Here is a 17328-nt window from a genome sequence, read left to right on the forward strand (position 1 = left end):
TAACTATAATTTAATTGTTTTTTCCTTTGCATTATTATTTACAAATATTTAGCGGAATGTTTAATTCTATTATTGAATCTTCGTCTTCATCAATAATCTCAACACTTATAGTATCAACAGTTGTCTCGAACACATCATCTATATTCTTAGTTTCCTCTACTGCCATTTCAAAAGCATTCAAATCACTAATATTACCAACGGTCATATGCGGCAAAAAATCTATCTCCTTTGGCCATTGTGGGTAAAACTCTTTTAAAATTCCCTTATACAATCTTTTGTGTATCTCTACTATTTGAGTATTACCTTCTTTTACATTTAGAAATAGATAGTTTCCTGCTAGGGTGGAAGGAGTAATTCCACTAAGGCTAATATGAAAAGCTTTTATGTCCAACAGCATAATTTCTATATGCTCTTTTAGATTATTTTTATCTATTTCACTTTCAAAAGGGAAAACCAAAGTAATATGAGGCCCTACACATTTTGCAAGTGGATCATATTTTTTTCTTATATCATCTATAATTTGCTGATTTTCAAAATGTGGAAATATCATAATACATCGCTTTATCATATAATTCTCATACCTTTCTCAATCTCTTTCATATCCCAATTTACCATTCTCTCCTTAAAAGCATCATACATCACGTTAATGCTTACATCGTTAAATTTAAGCCACTGATATTTATCATGTTCATCAGATAATTTAAATTCACCCTCTATTATTTCACATAAATATATAACCCCTGTTATCTGATGATTCTTTGAAATAAAATTCCAGGTATCTAACAATTTTATGGGCTCTACAAGAAAATTTGTTTCTTCCTTTAATTCCCTTATAAGAGTTTCTTCTGCGGTTTCTCCAAACTCCATCCTACCGCCTGGCAGTTCATAAAAATCATGCTTTGCTCCAGTCTTGTGTAATGCTAAATACTTACCCTCTCTTAGTATAAGTGCTTTTGTAGCAAATTCCATTTTGCTCGTGTCCATTTAAATCACTCCACTATTTATAATTTTTGTTCTTAGCTTATTTAACTTACTTTAAATTCATATAACTTCTTAATATTTTAACATTACTTAATTATACCATTTTATACTAAATTTCTCTATATGCTCTTCATTACTGTTTTGCAGATTATTTTTAGATATAAGTAAAAGGCTGCTATTAAACAGACTCTTACTTCTGTATTTGTGGCTTAGCCATAATAGATAAAAATAAAGGCACTCAATTAAGAGTACCTTTTATATTTTTAACCAATAGTTATATATTCATATAGGTTTTTATTAATTTCACCATCTTAGGTGTTACTTGTCTATCTATTGATATGACCTCATCTTCTATTGCATTTTTATCACTAATTATAAATGTCATAACCTTATACTGCACAAACAATTTAAAATCACTTCTAATTTCATGGTTAATTATATTTGCTTCAATATCTAACCTAGCAATGTAATTATTATTTACCATTAAATAAAATACCAAGTAATCATTAATAACCTTCACATCAAATGTAATGTCAGAAACATTATTTTTTATAGAATCAAATATTTCAGTAGTTGTTTTACATATAAACCAAAATTTAGTTTCTGTCCGCTTTGGCAATATAAATTGCTCTGGAATCATAGCATAATCCGTGCAAAACACTGTTGCTTTACTTATCTGAACATCTTCGCCTAACCATTTTCTAATGTGCAATTTATCGCTATCGAAAATAGCAAGTTCTACTATATGCTGCTCATCACTAAATGAAACTACAATTAATTCTACAGTATTTCTATGCACTAAGGACTTTATTTCATTTACTATATCTGCATCATCTTTATAACTGGGCTGTATTTCTACCGTGTATTCTGAACTATCTCTAACGCTTAACATAGACAATTTAAAACTTAAATATCCGTCATGCAAAATATCTGCAAAAAGTTCTGATTTATCATTTTTGGTGAATTTATAAAATTCTAAATCAGGTAATTTAAGAACAAAGGTTAATTTTCCATTTTCATCAATAATATAATTTAAGGTATCTGCATCTAATTTACTAAAGTTAAATTTAACAGAACTGCTTTGCTTCATAAGCATCTTCTCCTATTATTTTTTCAATATTTCATTACATAATATTACCATATCATAAAATTTTATACTTGGCGAGAGGTTAAACATATTTTAACTCCTTTTATAAAATTAAGGGTGTCTGTGGGGTGCAAGTTAATAGTCTTTAGTGTCTTCATGTCACTTGATTTTCAATGCCATTATCCCTTTGCTGCAATTGTAATCTTGCTTTTAATATTGCCTTACGAAGCTTTTCCTCAAATACTTCTTTAGGAGGAAGTTGTGTTATATATTGTGCTACATGGATTCCACTTTTACCTAATTCTAAAAGTTCTACTGTTTCCTGTGATTTCTTTGCACAAAGTATTAGACCTATTGGTGCTTCTTCACCTTCGTTTCTTTCATACTTATTTAGCCACCTTAAATATAGTTCTACCTGTCCTTTGTGTTCTGGTTTAAATTTATCTAATTTGAGTTCAACAGCCACAAGTCTTCGCATTTTTCTATGATAAAATAGCAAATCTATATAATAATCTTCATCATCTATAGTTATTCTCTTTTGTCTTCCTAAAAAAGCAAAGTCAGAACCCAATTCTAATATAAATTTTTCAAGTTCTGCAAGTATGCCATTTTCTAAATCTTTTTCACTATAAGTATCCTCAAGTCCTAAAAAATCCAATACATATGGGTCTTTAAAAAATAAATCTGGTGTCATTTTATTTTCTTCTCTAAGCAGCTTTAAATCATTTACTATTGTTTCTTCTGGCTTTTTAGATATAGCTGTTCTTTCATACATCATCGAACCAATTCTTTCTCTTAAAGTTCTTACACTCCATCTTTCAGTATTGCACATAGTTGAATAAAACTCTCTTTTCAAGTTATCCTGTATGGATATAAGTTCTTTAATATGAGACCAAGTCAATTGTGCAGACAGTGTATGCACAATTTTAAAGTCCCCAAAAGTTTCATAAAAAGAAACCATATTAAACAAATTTCTTCTACCATATCCTCTTCCATAATTCTCAATTAATTCTTTACTTAAATTATCTATTGTATTTTTTCCGTATTCAGCCCTTTCTTTTTTTATAATATCTTCTTTTATGGTTCTTCCAATATTCCAATATAAATTTATAAGTTCAGTATTAACAGACCTATAAACTTTTTCCTTAGTGTTATCTATTAATCCAGCTATATCATTATAAAGTAATTTCATTTCATAACTCTCTTCTAATTTATCATCCATATCTCTAACACCTTCTTTATATGCGTTTATTCTTATATTTCATAATACCAATACTATATTATCACCAAAATGTTGATTATTATTAATGGCCCCCTTCCACCAGAATATCAAGCATCTTACTCCTATTATTAATAAAACTCTTCATTATCTGATAGTTTTCAGTTTCCTCATATCCAACAACTTCTATCTTTTCTTTTATTTCATAAATAGTTGAAATGAAATTCATCACTACCATTCAGGTTAATTTCATTTAATACGTCTATTTTAGTTTAAATTTCTTCAAATCTATTTACTATCTTACCCTCAACTTCTTTTTCCTCTAAAAACATACTTAAAGGTCTAACCCATATTCCTCTTTCTCCATAAAGTGCTTTATAAACAACCAGCTCCTCGAGTGTTTCTGAATGTTTGGCAACGTATAATACCAAGTATTCATTCCCTTTAAAATGCCTATATTTCTTTCCTATTTTTATTTCTCTATCGCTCATTTAAATCTATACCTCCAATTTTAGTGACCGTGAAATCATCATCTTCACATCTCATTTATATATAATTTATTATATCATGTATTAATAATATCCTTACATATTACTAATACCAATAGCTCATGTTATAATATAATTATTAATCCATTTCATGGTTAATGAGGGGTAGTATATGGCATGAATATTTTAAATTCAGGATACAAACATATAATCTGGGACTGGAATGGTACACTACTTGATGATGTAGAAGTGGTGATAAATGTTATGAATTCACTACTACAAAAAAGAAAAATGCCTGCAATTGATAAGGAAATATATTTGCAAATCTTTGATTTTCCTGTGATTAATTATTACACAAAGTTAGGTTTTGATTTCTCATTGGAACCCTTTGAAAAAATTGCAAATGAATATGTTGAACTATACAGAGATGCTTATCGAAGCTGCAATTTACAACAAGATGCTGAAAAAATATTAAAATTAGTAAGTGATTCTAATATAACTCAATCTATACTTTCAGCATCACAACAGACTTACTTAGATGAATCTATTAGTTTTTACAAAATCAATGATTTTTTTATTAAGCTTGTTGGTTTAAATGATCATTATGCTGTGAGCAAAGTTGAAAACGGAAAAAGGTTGCTTCAAGATCTTTCTCTTAACCCAAAAGAAGTGCTTTTAATTGGTGATACACTTCATGATTATGAGGTGTCAAAAGCTATTGGTTGTGATTGTTTTTTAGTAGCCTGTGGACACCAACATTTAGATAAATTTAAAATTTATGATGTACCCGTATATAATTCTTTAAGTGATCTTGTACTTTAATAATTACAACTGCATCCACAAATAATACATTTTAATAAAAACATGAAGGGGTAGGGGGAATTATCCCCCTACCCCTTCATGTTTTTGAGCAGACTTTATTTTATCGATTGAAAAAAACACTTTAAATCCTTCTTAACTGTTTCAGATAAATTATGCCACCTAATTCCTTGCACAGCACCTTCTAATGCGCATAGCATATTATAACAAGCAGTATCATCCATCATCTTAATTCTTATAAATACTTCTTTGCTGCCTATTAATCGCAATTCTTCTGGCGTCTTAACTTCAACATCCATTATTTTACCTTCCAATATTTCACCTATATTAGGCAACTGGGATAATTCACTCACATAAATTACCTCCTTTTAATTTTATTATATCTGATATTTCTTTCATGATATAGTAGTTTTTCATTTTATGATTGAAGCTGCCTCTGTCTTCCCTTCAAGAAACCAACTAAATGGAAGCGAAAATTGAAGATATTTGAATGCCCAATTTTCCTTTTCTCGAATAAGTACTGCTTCAAACCTAAATGGCCAAATATATTCTTTTCCTTTAGCATTTTCCTTGAGAGTGTCCGAAATCCTCCTTCTTACGTTAAAAAGCTTATCTTTATCATCTAAATCACTTGCAAATATATCCTTGATTATGTCTACTGTATTTTCGAAGGCACTGTTTTCGGAAATCACTTTTTCCATAGTACCATGAGTGACTATCCAAACCACATCTTCGTTGGAATTAATTAAACAATTTTCATAATCTAATTTCATTTCATCGTAGCATGCTCTATGATTTTCTATCAATTTCTTGATTTCTTCTTGGTTATTATAAACTGTCTTGTCTGTATTTATAATTAATGGATTATACTCCGTGAAATATTTACTTGCTAGTACCCCTGTCTCTTTATCTACTTTTAAGTATTCATTATTAAAAGCTTTTAGAAGCTTTAATATTTCACCTTTATATACTAAAGTATTGTTAATAGAATACTCCCTCAGCTTGTTTTTTTCTCCATTAAAGCTCTCTAAATTATCACCCATATTATCAATTCTTACATCTGGCATATATCCTACTACCGGAAGTGAAAATTGCATTTGTCTTATTATCCATCTATCTTGTTTTTTGATTAACAGAAAGGAGATACGCAAATCCCATAAATAATGTCTTTCCTCACCATCCCATTTATTTAACAAATGACATAGCTTCCAATTGATTTCCGTTAGCTTTACCTTATCAGGTTTTTTGCTATCAAAAGAAACTCCATCAAAATACTCTTTAATATAGCCTAAATGACGTGTATAAGTTTCATCATTGCTATAAAAAGAATATTTAATAGTACCTGTAGTGTGGATTAAAGCTGTGTTTCCAAGTGGTATTACAGTAGCTTCCTCAGCCTTAATTCTCAAATCTCCCCAATATTCCCAATCACTTAGAAATATATCTTTAACTTCTGAGTAGCCTAAACACAATTCACCACAGCTTGTACCCATCACAATTACATTCTCATCTTTATCAAATAATGAATCCATGAAGCTATCAATTTTGCTTACATCCTTTTGTATATAACCCTCTTCAAATATATTTAGCACTTCCATTAATTCATTCTTTATCTCATTTTTCATATATTTACACCCCTTATCCCTATGTTTTTCATTCCTTTAGTTTTATCTAGCCTAATCCAATAATATTAAATGCTGAATTTACTTCTCTACATAAACCAAAAAGACTGTAATAAAGCAAAGCCTTATTACAGTCTAAAAAACCTCTACAATATTTTACATAACAAAGCAATCATGTAGCTAATGAAATGTAAATAGTGGATTCAATTTTAGTCCTATAAGTTTGACAGTCTCTACTTGCAACTCTTTAAAAGAAATACAACAAATAAACCTAATGAATTAGGCAAATTAAACTCCTTTAATTTTAATTTTCGAAATTGAAAATTAATTAGCAAGTAGTAATCATCATTTTATAGCACCTCCTGTGTATTTATATGTAAATTGTACCTATTTGAGGATATAATGTCAAGGGTTTTATCAGCATCAATAGTTATAGGTTCAAACGATGACATTAATTTATTATGACCCCGAATATGATCCAATTTTAGATGTAAGTAACTATATTGCAAATAATTTTAATATATTATATTAAAATTCCTAATATATAAAATATTAGGTTATAATTAGTATTAGAGTTAGCTATAATTACTACATAATTGTAAAAAACTACGAACTACAGATTATTTATATTTTAGGAAGTGATAGCATTGAATATATTTGGATATAATCGCATTATTATTGTTGGTAATAATGGAAGCGGAAAAAGTTTTTTGTCTAAAGAATTGGCTGTTTTCATGGATTTGCCACTCGTTCATCTTGATGTTGAGTTTTGGCGTCCTAATTGGAAAAAACCACCGAAAGAAGAATGGATAAACAGACAAATGGAGCTTACATCAAAGGAAAAATGGATAATCGATGGAAATCATACTGACACAATGGAGTTGCGATTTAAAGCGGCGGACATAGTTATATTTCTTGATATAAACCGTTTTGTATGTTTGGTTAGTGTATTATTAAGAAACGGTAAAAAGCGTTCGGATACCCCCCCATATCTCGAAGAAAAATTAGATAAGGAGTTTTTACATTTATGTATAGGGTTATGGAGTTTCTCTAAAACACGTAAACGTACTATAATGAATTTACATAAAAAATATCCCAATAAACCGTTTTTCGTTATTGATAGCAGAGCAAAAATGGAAAAGTTGTTAAATCAATGGCGAGATGAAAAAGCTAAATATATCAATCCTGCATTATAAGCATAATTAGAACTTATTTTACTTCACAATGTTCTTTAAGGCTGCAATAACCGTGGCTTTATAGTTATTGCAATCTTGTAAAAAATAATGAAGCAAGTTATTTTAATCCAATAAATTATGAATAAAACTATTGGCACTTTCTACTACATATTAATAAAAGGGGATAAGCAGATAGAAGAAACGCATTGAGGGTAAGACATCCATAATGTAGCGAAGTAAGTTTATTTTATATTTTATGAGGAGGGGTCCACTATGAGTGATTTAGAAAAGAATAACGATAGAAAAAACATTAATAAAAACAAAAATAGCTCTAAAAAAGGGAAATACCTTGCTACTGGTACTGCTTTAGGCATTGTATTTAGAGTAGCATTACATAATTTAGCTATTGGTCTTACTTTTGGGATTGCTATTGGAGCATCAATAGATAAGAAAATAGCGAACAAAAATAAAGTTAAATAATAATTTTAGGGGGGTAAATTCGAAAAAATAATGAGAATTAATAAGCTAAAATTAATTGGTGCTATTATAGTAATAATTGTAGTTTTCAACGCTTCATGTCTTACACCAAAAGGAGCATTAAGAACTTATTTATTTATTAGTGGCCACCCCATTATAGCCTTTATAACACCCATAACTGATGATGAATTTCATAATAAGATAGATAGTAATTTCCTTGAAACCGAAAATGCTCATTGTTATAAATTAGTAATCCCTGTGAGAGAAGAAGCCACAGATTCTGATCTACGGAATTATATAGTTAAGAAAAGAGGGCATTTCTATTTTGCAAGATACTATGGAGAGGGATAAATTTTTTAATTAATTCGTAATGTTCTTAAATGTTGCAATAACTGTGTCTTTATAATTATTGCAACCTTATAGAATATTATGAATTTTACCAGTGATTTATAAATAAAATTATAAAGATAGTGATATGAAATAAAAAAACTAATTTATTTTTAAAAATATAATATTAAATATTAGAAAGTATCAATAACCATAGCCATCTATTAACCAAGGTGAATTTTTATCTTTTCTTACTAAAGTATAATAATAAGTATCTCTTCCACTATCTCTGGGACCTACGCCCTCCTTTTTATATTTAACTTCAAAATCCACTTTAAAAATAATTATATTCTCTAATTCTAATTTCACTTTATCTGCGTCTATTATGTACATTCTACTGCGTATATGAGTTTCCTTGTTTGCTTGATTTGTATCTTCAACAATATTGATAAGTTTAATATATTCTAAATTATCGAATCCCCAGTTTGTTGCAGGAGAATTACTCCTCGCAGCTGTCAATGAATTTATACCTTGCACGTTCTTTTGGTTATAATATTTAAAAAATTGTTCTATGACTTCTTTTGGTTTTAATAGAGGTTCCTTATAAGAACCTACAACAGCTTTAGAATTCAGCAAAAATACAATTACAATTAAGGTTATAACGGATAACCCTACAAGCGACCATTTAAATGATTTACCTTTAAATGAGTTCATACATACTGTTCCTCCTTTATGAAAAATAGAACTTACCTTTACAAGTTTAAATATAGTAAAAAAGGTTTATATTTACAATATAATTATGTCATAATTAAGAAAAACTGTAATCATTCTAAATCTTACTTATTGAGAAAAGGAATCTTTCCTTACTAATTGAAAAGTTGAGTCTTGCTATGCTCCCTCACTTTGTTATTTATAATTCCCATGTTATCATTTAGGTAAGCGTAAAAGAATCGACTCCTAGATAGTTAATATTACCTTTGCTAAAATTACAGATAACAAGAATAGTGGGTATCTGTAATTGCAAAGAACTTTATAATCTGGATAGGATTTTTAGAAAAGTTTTCTTCTTATTAAGGAGCTATACTTAAGGAGCCAACAAAATCATGCTAAATATTAAAAAGGTCAATACTGTATATTTAGCTTGTGGTGTAACAGATCTAATATGCCTTTTTTAAACTATTAAGAATTTTTTTATAACCGAAATACTTCCTATAGTAGTTAGAATTATTCCAATAAGTATAAAGATCCATGATATAGTTGTGAATATAAAAGACGGATCTATAAAAATAATGAACATTGTTGCAAAATAAGAATTTACTTGTCTATACACAAAACTATATAAGAAATAAATTGCTATTACTGCGGACACTGCTCCTAAGAATCCAATTATCATTCCCTCAAAAATAAATCGCCATCTAATAAACCAATCTGTTGCACCAAGATATTGCATTATACTAATTTCATTAAGTCTTGGATATATAGTAAGTTTTATTGTACATTTAATTAAAAAAAATGTTACTACCATAAGTATAAGGAAAAGTATCACTCCTATCCATTGAATTGTTTTAATTATCTCCAAAATTTTCCTTGGAAAGTTTTGAACACCGTTAATTTTATTTATACCTTGTAACCCATTAAGTTGAGAAATCATTTTAGGTATATCATCTGGTCCATTCACTTTAATTATATATGATGATGATCGGGGTGTATTATTTTCAAAAGTAATATAAGTTACAACATTTGCCGCTTCTATTTTTTTACGTATATTTTGCTGATCAGCAATCTTTATATCATCTTTTAAAGTCACCCGCACCTCGAATCGAGTGTAAATACCAATAATTCCCATTTTGAAATTCAACATGAATAGCACAAATAGTCCTAAAATAAATAACGTTGACATTATTGAAGCAATGGAGGCAATGCTAGTAGTAGCATTGTTTCTAAGATTTTTTGAAGCATCTTTTAAGAGTAAATTTAAGGTACTAATCTTCATAATTATAGCTACTCCTTTCTTTATCTCTTGTTATCATTCCATTTTGTGTGCTTTTACCTTGCCCTCCAAAAGGGCATATTAGCATATTGGTGGTTATGGGTTAGGAGCAAAGTAGAAATTATGTCACATAAGAATATCAAATACTAGGTATTTAACATTTTTTTCAACTGCTCATTATAGACATACTTACAATATGTTACTTTACCCCTTACAATACCCTTATTCTACATATATACCGAGTATCCTTCAAAATATAGAATCTTTAGTACTCTTGCCTGTCCTTTTTCTTGCATTTAATAAGTCTTTCCATCATATTTTAATCTCGCTTTTTCTATCATTTATTAGTTCAAATTATCTGGCTTTTAATCATATGTTGGGGAGTATGTACAGATTATAGGAAAAATCAACTTCTTGTGATATGATATATTATGTGTAAAAGTATGTCGTAATATCATATTTATAACTTAATATCCAGATGTTAATGGGGGAATATACAATGAGTCTATTGGGTAATACGAGGATAGTATCAAGAGAACTTCAAGTAGAAGTAAATACTTCTGGGATTATAACGCAAATTACATCTAATTGTTATGATATATTAGGTTATACCGATGTGGAAATACTAAATACTAATATCAGGAAATATAAAGAATCTATAGACCAAGAAAAAATGGTATTTAAAATGCTTGAGCGCTCTAAAGATATTGTATGTAGATTAGAAATCATACCCGAGCCAAAATTTACATATTTAAGTCGTTCTGCAGAAGATATGTTTGGTTATAGATTAGAAGAATACAAGAAAAATCCTATGCTTCCTTTTGAAATAGCACATCCAGATGATTCTGAAATACAACTTTCAAGGCTCGTACCTTCATAGTTAATTACAATATTCTTACTGATATTTCGACTTACATCATTATCGTTGACGCCCCCTTTTTCACATCCCATTAGAAATGCAGTACAAATAATCAATATTAATATAATTTTCCTCACATCCCCCCCCCCTTTAAATACTTCTACATATTTTACAAAGTTGCAATAATCTCTAAATCATGATTATTGCAACTTTTATGAATAATATGAAGGAATTTTTTCCTTACTAAAATATTTTCTCTTAGATAATGTATATATTAATACTGTAATTGACCATATTACATTTCCATAAAAAAGTCGTTGATTATATTGTTGAGACAGAGTAATACTTACTACTAAAAAGTATATAGAGTAGAATACCATGAACCAATAACCCCACTTTTTAAGTTTCAAATACCCATAAGTCATTATTAAAAAAATTATGGAAACAAATATCTTCATTATGACCTCTGGAACATTTGACAATCCAAATCTAACTGCAATTCCATATTGTTCTGTAGTATTTGTAAATAATGTTATTATTAATACAATTGCACCAAAAATATAAAAATCACCAATTAATGTTATGCCTAAAGGCCTTTTTTCATTCATACGTATCCCTCCCATTAATGTCATAATAAAATATATTTATTACATAATCTTACATTTAATTATTAGATGACTTTAAAATTGTACTATCCATGGAAACAAATATGTTCATTTCTTTAGATGTATTTTCAAATGTAACTGTTACTATATAAATATCTGCCTTCTTATCAAACTATATATCTATATTTGCTGGAATTTGAGCATTAAATTTTTCATTATTTAATAAATATAAACTTATACTATTTTCTATTTGACTCTTTGTTTTATTGCTAATAGTGGTTGGTTTGAAAATTTGTGTTGTGATAACAATGCATATTATTAATATTATACAACCAGAAATCCATACCGCTTTCCTCATTATTGTCCTCCTTAATGATTACTCAAATTGCATTTTCCTACTATTGCACCATTTTATAAGAATAAGTTGAATTGTATCAACCTATTTACTTGCATATACGAAATAAAATTGCTAAAGGCACAATGAATTACGGTTGCGAAACAACTCTTATAAATAAACTATACCATTATATACAATATTTAACTACTGCTTATCAAATGTTTTGTAGAAAATAGTTTCTCTATCCCCCTCCTCAATAATCTTCTAATAGCTTCATCTTTAACCGCTCTAAACCATTCATACTGATAGACCTTATAAATACATAAAAACAAATCCTCTTTTATAAATAACTGCAAGTTTGTTTTTATTCCCCATCTGCTTTTAATGGACCTGGTTTATGAATTAAAATTTTAACTAACTCAGGCCTTTTCTTTACTCTAGCGATTGCAACTTGAAATGATCTAAGCTAAACATAAGTTGTCCATTGCATTGCCAACTTATGTCAGCACTGAAGATTTCTTGTTGCTACTTACTTAAAAATCGGTGAATATCCTATAAAAATATAGAAAAAAACCCTCACATCATATTTATGACAGGAGGGTATTTTATTTAATTCTCTTTTTTTAAAATGTCCTTGACGAAGGGTCCACTTTATTTAGGGCTGCTTTTTTATAATATACTATCACGATGTAGATTATTATATTTATTCATTCATGGGGTAGCGCCAACATTTCCGACTCTGTTGGCTCACCCCATATATAAACTTCATTTTAAAATTTCTTAGTAAATAAGCAACTATGCTAAAGGCATAGTCTGTATCCACTTATTACTTGAAAAGCACAAAAGATATTTTGTTATTTACAATAGATACTACTCCCTTATTATATAATTGGACAAACTTACCTTTATAGCTAGTTTGAGTTCCAGAATTTATATCTTTTATAACACCTTTTAACAGATCATTTTGATATATTTTACCATTACCTGATACAAATAAATTTTCTTTAGCGCAAGGTGTTTGTAATTCAATAGCTTTCCATGTGCTAGTATCTTGTGATGTCTTACCATAATAAACTTTACCTATTAAATTATCTTTTAATTGTGCAAGATATATATTATCATCAGCATCAGCACCAATTAAAGTAAGTTTATCAACATCACCCACATTTATAGCATTGCTTTTACCAGTAACATATATTTTATTATATACTGAGCCTTCATAGACTAATTCATCTTCATGGCGAGTCAATACGATATTGCCCACCAGGTTAGGTATTGTATCGATTTTTGACATGTCTGGATTTCTATCGATTCTATAAATGCTGCTTTTATTTTCATTGTTTGATACCTTAACGTAAATAAGTCCTGTTAATGGCGCTGTTTGAACATCTTCTACATTAAGGTTAGTGCCATCACCCTCAAATTTTATGTTTTTTACTTTTTCATCTTTTACTGCATCGTAAGAATATAATGTTAAGTTACTAGATTCATCATCACTTTCTTTTTCTACTAAAATAATTCTATTTCTACCGGGAACCCATAAAGCAAAAGAAATGTTACATCCATCTTCCGACTTTATGTTTTTAGTTTCCCCAGTCAAACAATTAACAATTACCAATTTTTCATCATCATAATAAGATATATATTTGGCATCATAAGATACTAATATATTTTCTGCATTTGTTGGTATAGTAATATCAACATCTTCGGCTTTGGTAATTACCTCTTTCACAACTCTTTTGGAAACTGTCTTTGAATCGGTAGCTAAAAAATAATGATCAATGTAAAAGAGACCTAAACATTGCAAAGATAAAGATACTACTATCCATATGCTTATTCTTTTCGTCCAACTCATATTTCTTTCTCCTTTAACTTCAAAATATCCTATAATTAAATTTCATTCTTATTTTCTACTCTCTATATACATAATTGAAGATATTGTCCTTTCTCCCAAGCTATCTGATGGACTATTTATAACTTCACCATCATAAAATAATGTAGAAGAAGAACCCCCATCTAAGTTAAAAGCGTTAACAGCTCCATAATCATATAATACATCTTGCGCTTCCCTTAAACTAGCTCCTAAACTCCCTAATTGCCTTCCGTCAATTACTAAAAATATTATCGCTCCATCTTTTCTTTGAGCTACACATGTTCTAGGTGCAATACCCCAACCACCATCACCTTTAGTAATAGCTTTTTGTCCACTAACTATAAGTGCTGGTCCAAAAGATACTGCATCAGTAACTCCAGCCGTTTTCATATCAGAAAGACTATGAGGACCAACTAATAATTTTCCTGATTTAGTCATTGCTACAACTTCTGCTTTTTTATTTACATCCGTTATATCATTAGCAACAATTTTTCCATTGGCCATTATAATTCCAGTTGGGTTTGCTCCTGTTCCTGTGTATTTTGATCCACTATTCTCATCTTTAAATCCACCAGCATTGATTGCCGCAATTGCATTGTTATCTTTTGCAATATCACTAGTTAGTTGCCCTTCCGTACCAAGCAAACTAGTGTAACCTACTTTTAACCTAGTTGGATCATTAATTATTAATATGTAACCTTCAAATTTATTTCCTTTTACATCGTATCTTTCTATACTATCATCATCTTTATTTTCTACTTTTACACCATCTAAGTTATTTTGGACTAAGGCATCCACCTTTTGCGTGCTCATGATTTTTGCTATTGCCTCTTTTGATAAAAATGTCGTTGCAAGCCATTGTAATGAATAAGTAGTCATTGCCGCACCTACTACTGTAGTCTTCGCATTTTTAAATGGACCATAATAAAGCATAAATGGGCCAGTAATTGTTGTGAACGTCAATTCAAATATTATAAATAATAAAATAAGTTTCATTTTTATTTTTTGTTTTCTTTTATTTTTTTTCATATTTATCATCTCCCAAGTTTTGTCAACAACAGAGGTGTATTAAGGTAACCAATGCTAATTAATTTACATTAAAGAAACACATCAAAATATTAGCTTATTAAGGCAATACCATAAAAGTAGATACTACTTTTATTTCTCCTTTTCTGTCTGGATCATTAATCATTACATTTCCACTTTCAATTAGTCCTCCGCAGGGCTTATTAATTACTTTTCCTTTATAGTACATAGTTGATGAACTTCCTCCATCAAGATTTGCTGCATTTATGGCCCCGTATTCTATAAGTATATTTTGAACATCGCGTAATGTAGCACCTATAGATTTTACACTTCTACCATCAATAGTTAACATAATAATGGTGCCGTCGTTTTTCTGTCCTATAGCTGTTCTTGGAGAAATGCCCCAGCCACCATCACCTTGTGTAATTGTGGGTTTGCCATTAACTATAAGTGCAGGTCCAGAACAAACGGCTTCCGTTGCATTCAGCTTATTTAATTCATTTAAGGAATATTTACCAACTAGAAGGGTACCTTTGTTTGTAAACGCAGCTATATCACTTTTACTATTATTGTCTTCTATATCATTAAAAATAAGCTTTCCATCCCGCATTATAAGTCCTGATGGGGATTCTGTTTTAATAAAATCATAAAAACCTCCTGCGTTAATAGCTGCTATAGCACCATTATCTTGGGCTATCTGACTTGTTAGTTCCCCCTGCTTTCCTAGTTTATTACTATATCCAACTTTAACTCTTGTTGGGTCTTTAATGATAAGTAGATTTCCTGTGAACGTTTTTCCATTTGAAGTATTATACCTTTCAATGCTTATTTTACTAACGTTACTTAAAGTTGTGATAGCTTTTGAAACCTGTTTATATTTATTATCTGCAAGCACTGGTTTATTTTTAGCATTAGTAAGCATTACTCCACCGAATAAGGTTAATGTTACGATAGGAATGATTGTCCACCTATAAGAATTTTTCTTAAATAAAGAAATCATAGTAATTCTCCTTTTAATTTGAGATTTATCACTAATAATAGATGACATCCCATAAACCTGCGGAGTCTTTTTATAACTTTCTAACAACTTTATAATAGTTTTACCGTAATTTATATAGTCCCCGTATTTAACATGAGATAAGACTAATGCATCACAAGCGAGTTCCTTGTCATTACGCATTCTATAAAATGAATACCATATGATAGGATTAAACCAGTGTATTATTTGGAGTATTCCTGATAAACAGCTTACTATTATATCGAGCCGTTTTACATGGGCTAATTCATGTAAGATTATAAATTCTAATTCGTTTTTATCCACATAGTTCTCAATGCCACTTGGTAGTAGCAAATTAGGCTTTATAAACCCATAAATGCAGGGTGTTTTAATTTTATTTGTATATATGACTTTTATATGAGATTTTATATTTAACTTTTTTTTGCACTGTAATAAAAGCAGTAAAACGTCCTCATTATCACACACATGACCCTTCTTAAACCTGGCCTTTAACTTCATCGTCATTACAATTGTATAAGAACCAATTAGTATAACGACCAGTAACCACAGACAACTTATCAATTGTAAATATACCGGACTCTGATTAGTATTAGATGTATTTGTTTGTAAATTGGGCGTAATAAGATTTGGAGCTACATTTATATCTTTCTCCTTATTATTAATAATTTTGATTACCTTGTTATTTATTGTATAAGGTACTTGTATAACAGTTGTACTTTTAAAATTTATAATATTAAAGATACTTAATGAGCTTTGTAGTCCATAGGGGATTAATAATCTAATTACAACGATAAGCCAAATAGCATAGTGCCACCTCACGCCTAACTTGTCTTTAATAAGAAACTTAAAGACAAGAATTATTAAGCTTAAAAGACTTGCCAAAGCGGTTGAATATAATACCCATTTAAAAATAGATATAACCAACACCATAAATACACCCATTTACCCTTTCTTCTTATCAAGAATATTTTTTAGTTCTTTTATTTCTGCGTCAGATAGCTTGGATTCATTTAAGAAATTAGCTATCATACCATTTAATGAGCCATTAAACACACGGTTTATAAATGATTCACTCTCTGCTTTTATGCATTCATTCTCTGATAACAAAGGGAAGTAATAATATGTTTTATTATCTTTTTTATCTATTGTGTAACCTAGGACTTCTTTTTTTACTAAGCGATTTATTAAAGTTCTAATAGTATTTGCCTTCCAATCAATATTTTTACTTAAAGCATCAACGATTTCATTTGCAGTGCAGATATCATTTCCCCAAACACATTTCATAACTTCCCATTCTGAATTTGATATTTTAGATGCATTAATCATTCCATCATCCCTTTTCTAATAAATTGTATTTTACGATTTGTAACTTCATAATATATATTACACATGTAATATATATTTGTCAATATAAGTTATAATATA

General features: G+C 29.3%; 21 protein-coding genes. 5 read left to right on the plus strand and 16 right to left on the minus strand.

Annotation, left to right across the window (positions count from 1 at the left end; genetic code table 11):
- Positions 1-34 precede the first annotated feature (34 nt).
- The 6 genes from KPL50_RS03975 to KPL50_RS04000 all read right to left on the minus strand — a co-directional run bounded on the left by KPL50_RS03975 (position 35) and on the right by KPL50_RS04000 (position 3778).
- Positions 35-568: a 2'-5' RNA ligase family protein gene (locus KPL50_RS03975; protein WP_216297143.1), complete on the minus strand. Its 534-nt coding sequence runs from the start codon at positions 566-568 to the stop codon at positions 35-37.
- A complete protein-coding gene (locus KPL50_RS03980) occupies positions 565-984 on the minus strand; it encodes an NUDIX domain-containing protein (protein WP_216297144.1) in 420 nt (139 codons plus the stop codon). Before KPL50_RS03980 ends, KPL50_RS03975 begins: the two co-directional genes overlap by 4 nt.
- 271 nt (positions 985-1255) lie before the next feature.
- On the minus strand, positions 1256-2071 hold the full coding sequence (locus KPL50_RS03985; protein ID WP_216297145.1) for a hypothetical protein: 816 nt from the start codon (positions 2069-2071) through the stop codon (positions 1256-1258).
- 151 nt (positions 2072-2222) lie between these two features.
- Complete coding sequence (locus tag KPL50_RS03990) at positions 2223-3290, minus strand: YhcG family protein (protein WP_216297146.1); 1068 nt, start codon at positions 3288-3290, stop codon at positions 2223-2225.
- 82 nt (positions 3291-3372) lie between these two features.
- A complete protein-coding gene (locus KPL50_RS03995) occupies positions 3373-3525 on the minus strand; it encodes a hypothetical protein (RefSeq protein WP_216297147.1) in 153 nt (50 codons plus the stop codon).
- A 34-nt stretch (positions 3526-3559) separates the two neighbouring features.
- The gene (locus KPL50_RS04000; RefSeq protein ID WP_216297148.1) at positions 3560-3778 is read right to left on the minus strand and encodes a DUF1653 domain-containing protein; all 219 of its coding nucleotides are present in this window, start codon (positions 3776-3778) and stop codon (positions 3560-3562) included.
- A gap of 174 nt (positions 3779-3952) precedes the next feature.
- Here KPL50_RS04000 and KPL50_RS04005 point away from each other — a divergent pair, with 174 nt between their 5' ends.
- Positions 3953-4597, plus strand: a complete 645-nt coding sequence (locus tag KPL50_RS04005) for an HAD family hydrolase (RefSeq protein WP_216297149.1) — start codon at positions 3953-3955, stop codon at positions 4595-4597.
- A gap of 95 nt (positions 4598-4692) precedes the next feature.
- Here KPL50_RS04005 and KPL50_RS04010 read toward each other — a convergent pair whose 3' ends face one another.
- The gene (locus KPL50_RS04010) at positions 4693-4947 is read right to left on the minus strand and encodes a TfoX/Sxy family DNA transformation protein (RefSeq protein ID WP_216297150.1); all 255 of its coding nucleotides are present in this window, start codon (positions 4945-4947) and stop codon (positions 4693-4695) included.
- A gap of 60 nt (positions 4948-5007) precedes the next feature.
- Positions 5008-6219, minus strand: coding sequence for a hypothetical protein (locus KPL50_RS04015; RefSeq protein ID WP_216297151.1), 1212 nt, complete (start codon positions 6217-6219; stop codon positions 5008-5010).
- 644 nt (positions 6220-6863) lie between these two features.
- On the opposite strand from KPL50_RS04015, the gene KPL50_RS04020 reads away from it, so the two are divergent.
- The 3 genes from KPL50_RS04020 to KPL50_RS04030 all read left to right on the plus strand — a co-directional run bounded on the left by KPL50_RS04020 (position 6864) and on the right by KPL50_RS04030 (position 8219).
- Positions 6864-7412 (plus strand): hypothetical protein, encoded by a 549-nt coding sequence (locus tag KPL50_RS04020; RefSeq protein WP_216297152.1) that lies wholly within the window; start codon positions 6864-6866, stop codon positions 7410-7412.
- A 252-nt stretch (positions 7413-7664) separates the two neighbouring features.
- Complete coding sequence (locus KPL50_RS04025; protein ID WP_216297153.1) at positions 7665-7871, plus strand: hypothetical protein; 207 nt, start codon at positions 7665-7667, stop codon at positions 7869-7871.
- A 30-nt stretch (positions 7872-7901) separates the two neighbouring features.
- On the plus strand, positions 7902-8219 hold the full coding sequence (locus KPL50_RS04030) for a hypothetical protein (protein WP_216297154.1): 318 nt from the start codon (positions 7902-7904) through the stop codon (positions 8217-8219).
- A gap of 180 nt (positions 8220-8399) precedes the next feature.
- Here KPL50_RS04030 and KPL50_RS04035 read toward each other — a convergent pair whose 3' ends face one another.
- Together KPL50_RS04035 and KPL50_RS04040 are read right to left on the minus strand one after the other, a co-directional pair.
- Entirely contained in the window at positions 8400-8909 is a 510-nt protein-coding gene (locus tag KPL50_RS04035) for a DUF4829 domain-containing protein (RefSeq protein WP_216297155.1), read from the minus strand.
- Positions 8910-9366: 457 nt separating this feature from the next.
- Complete coding sequence (locus tag KPL50_RS04040; RefSeq protein ID WP_253200434.1) at positions 9367-10188, minus strand: FtsX-like permease family protein; 822 nt, start codon at positions 10186-10188, stop codon at positions 9367-9369.
- Between the two features lie 496 nt (positions 10189-10684).
- On the opposite strand from KPL50_RS04040, the gene KPL50_RS04045 reads away from it, so the two are divergent.
- Complete coding sequence (locus tag KPL50_RS04045) at positions 10685-11065, plus strand: PAS domain-containing protein (RefSeq protein WP_216297156.1); 381 nt, start codon at positions 10685-10687, stop codon at positions 11063-11065.
- A 191-nt stretch (positions 11066-11256) separates the two neighbouring features.
- On the opposite strand, the gene KPL50_RS04050 is transcribed toward KPL50_RS04045, so the two are convergent.
- The 6 genes from KPL50_RS04050 to KPL50_RS04075 all read right to left on the minus strand — a co-directional run bounded on the left by KPL50_RS04050 (position 11257) and on the right by KPL50_RS04075 (position 17229).
- On the minus strand, positions 11257-11652 hold the full coding sequence (locus KPL50_RS04050; protein WP_216297157.1) for a hypothetical protein: 396 nt from the start codon (positions 11650-11652) through the stop codon (positions 11257-11259).
- 169 nt (positions 11653-11821) lie between these two features.
- Positions 11822-12007, minus strand: a complete 186-nt coding sequence (locus KPL50_RS04055) for a hypothetical protein (protein WP_216297158.1) — start codon at positions 12005-12007, stop codon at positions 11822-11824.
- Between the two features lie 805 nt (positions 12008-12812).
- Complete coding sequence (locus KPL50_RS04060; protein ID WP_216297159.1) at positions 12813-13841, minus strand: hypothetical protein; 1029 nt, start codon at positions 13839-13841, stop codon at positions 12813-12815.
- A gap of 48 nt (positions 13842-13889) precedes the next feature.
- Positions 13890-14897, minus strand: a complete 1008-nt coding sequence (locus KPL50_RS04065; RefSeq protein ID WP_216297160.1) for a phosphodiester glycosidase family protein — start codon at positions 14895-14897, stop codon at positions 13890-13892.
- 88 nt (positions 14898-14985) lie between these two features.
- On the minus strand, positions 14986-16845 hold the full coding sequence (locus KPL50_RS26870; RefSeq protein ID WP_253200435.1) for a M56 family metallopeptidase: 1860 nt from the start codon (positions 16843-16845) through the stop codon (positions 14986-14988).
- A complete protein-coding gene (locus tag KPL50_RS04075; RefSeq protein WP_216297161.1) occupies positions 16846-17229 on the minus strand; it encodes a BlaI/MecI/CopY family transcriptional regulator in 384 nt (127 codons plus the stop codon). It lies immediately after the preceding gene.
- Positions 17230-17328: the final 99 nt, after the last annotated feature.

The organism is Clostridium sp. CF012, from assembly GCF_018861755.1.
Lineage (GTDB): Bacteria > Bacillota > Clostridia > Clostridiales > Clostridiaceae > Clostridium_AD.

Bases quoted from the DNA above. Each gene is read 5' to 3' on its own strand.
- KPL50_RS03975 (WP_216297143.1), bottom strand. From the start codon at position 568: ATGATAAAGCGATGTATTATGATATTTCCACATTTTGAAAATCAGCAA.
- KPL50_RS03980 (WP_216297144.1), bottom strand. From the start codon at position 984: ATGGACACGAGCAAAATGGAATTTGCTACAAAAGCACTTATACTAAGA.
- KPL50_RS03985 (WP_216297145.1), bottom strand. From the start codon at position 2,071: ATGAAGCAAAGCAGTTCTGTTAAATTTAACTTTAGTAAATTAGATGCA.
- KPL50_RS03990 (WP_216297146.1), bottom strand. From the start codon at position 3,290: ATGGATGATAAATTAGAAGAGAGTTATGAAATGAAATTACTTTATAAT.
- KPL50_RS03995 (WP_216297147.1), bottom strand. From the start codon at position 3,525: ATGGTAGTGATGAATTTCATTTCAACTATTTATGAAATAAAAGAAAAG.
- KPL50_RS04000 (WP_216297148.1), bottom strand. From the start codon at position 3,778: ATGAGCGATAGAGAAATAAAAATAGGAAAGAAATATAGGCATTTTAAA.
- KPL50_RS04005 (WP_216297149.1), top strand. From the start codon at position 3,953: ATGAATATTTTAAATTCAGGATACAAACATATAATCTGGGACTGGAAT.
- KPL50_RS04015 (WP_216297151.1), bottom strand. From the start codon at position 6,219: ATGAAAAATGAGATAAAGAATGAATTAATGGAAGTGCTAAATATATTT.
- KPL50_RS04025 (WP_216297153.1), top strand. From the start codon at position 7,665: ATGAGTGATTTAGAAAAGAATAACGATAGAAAAAACATTAATAAAAAC.
- KPL50_RS04030 (WP_216297154.1), top strand. From the start codon at position 7,902: ATGAGAATTAATAAGCTAAAATTAATTGGTGCTATTATAGTAATAATT.
- KPL50_RS04035 (WP_216297155.1), bottom strand. From the start codon at position 8,909: ATGAACTCATTTAAAGGTAAATCATTTAAATGGTCGCTTGTAGGGTTA.
- KPL50_RS04040 (WP_253200434.1), bottom strand. From the start codon at position 10,188: ATGAAGATTAGTACCTTAAATTTACTCTTAAAAGATGCTTCAAAAAAT.
- KPL50_RS04045 (WP_216297156.1), top strand. From the start codon at position 10,685: ATGAGTCTATTGGGTAATACGAGGATAGTATCAAGAGAACTTCAAGTA.
- KPL50_RS04050 (WP_216297157.1), bottom strand. From the start codon at position 11,652: ATGAATGAAAAAAGGCCTTTAGGCATAACATTAATTGGTGATTTTTAT.
- KPL50_RS04055 (WP_216297158.1), bottom strand. From the start codon at position 12,007: ATGAGGAAAGCGGTATGGATTTCTGGTTGTATAATATTAATAATATGC.
- KPL50_RS04060 (WP_216297159.1), bottom strand. From the start codon at position 13,841: ATGAGTTGGACGAAAAGAATAAGCATATGGATAGTAGTATCTTTATCT.
- KPL50_RS04065 (WP_216297160.1), bottom strand. From the start codon at position 14,897: ATGATAAATATGAAAAAAAATAAAAGAAAACAAAAAATAAAAATGAAA.
- KPL50_RS26870 (WP_253200435.1), bottom strand. From the start codon at position 16,845: ATGGGTGTATTTATGGTGTTGGTTATATCTATTTTTAAATGGGTATTA.
- KPL50_RS04075 (WP_216297161.1), bottom strand. From the start codon at position 17,229: ATGATTAATGCATCTAAAATATCAAATTCAGAATGGGAAGTTATGAAA.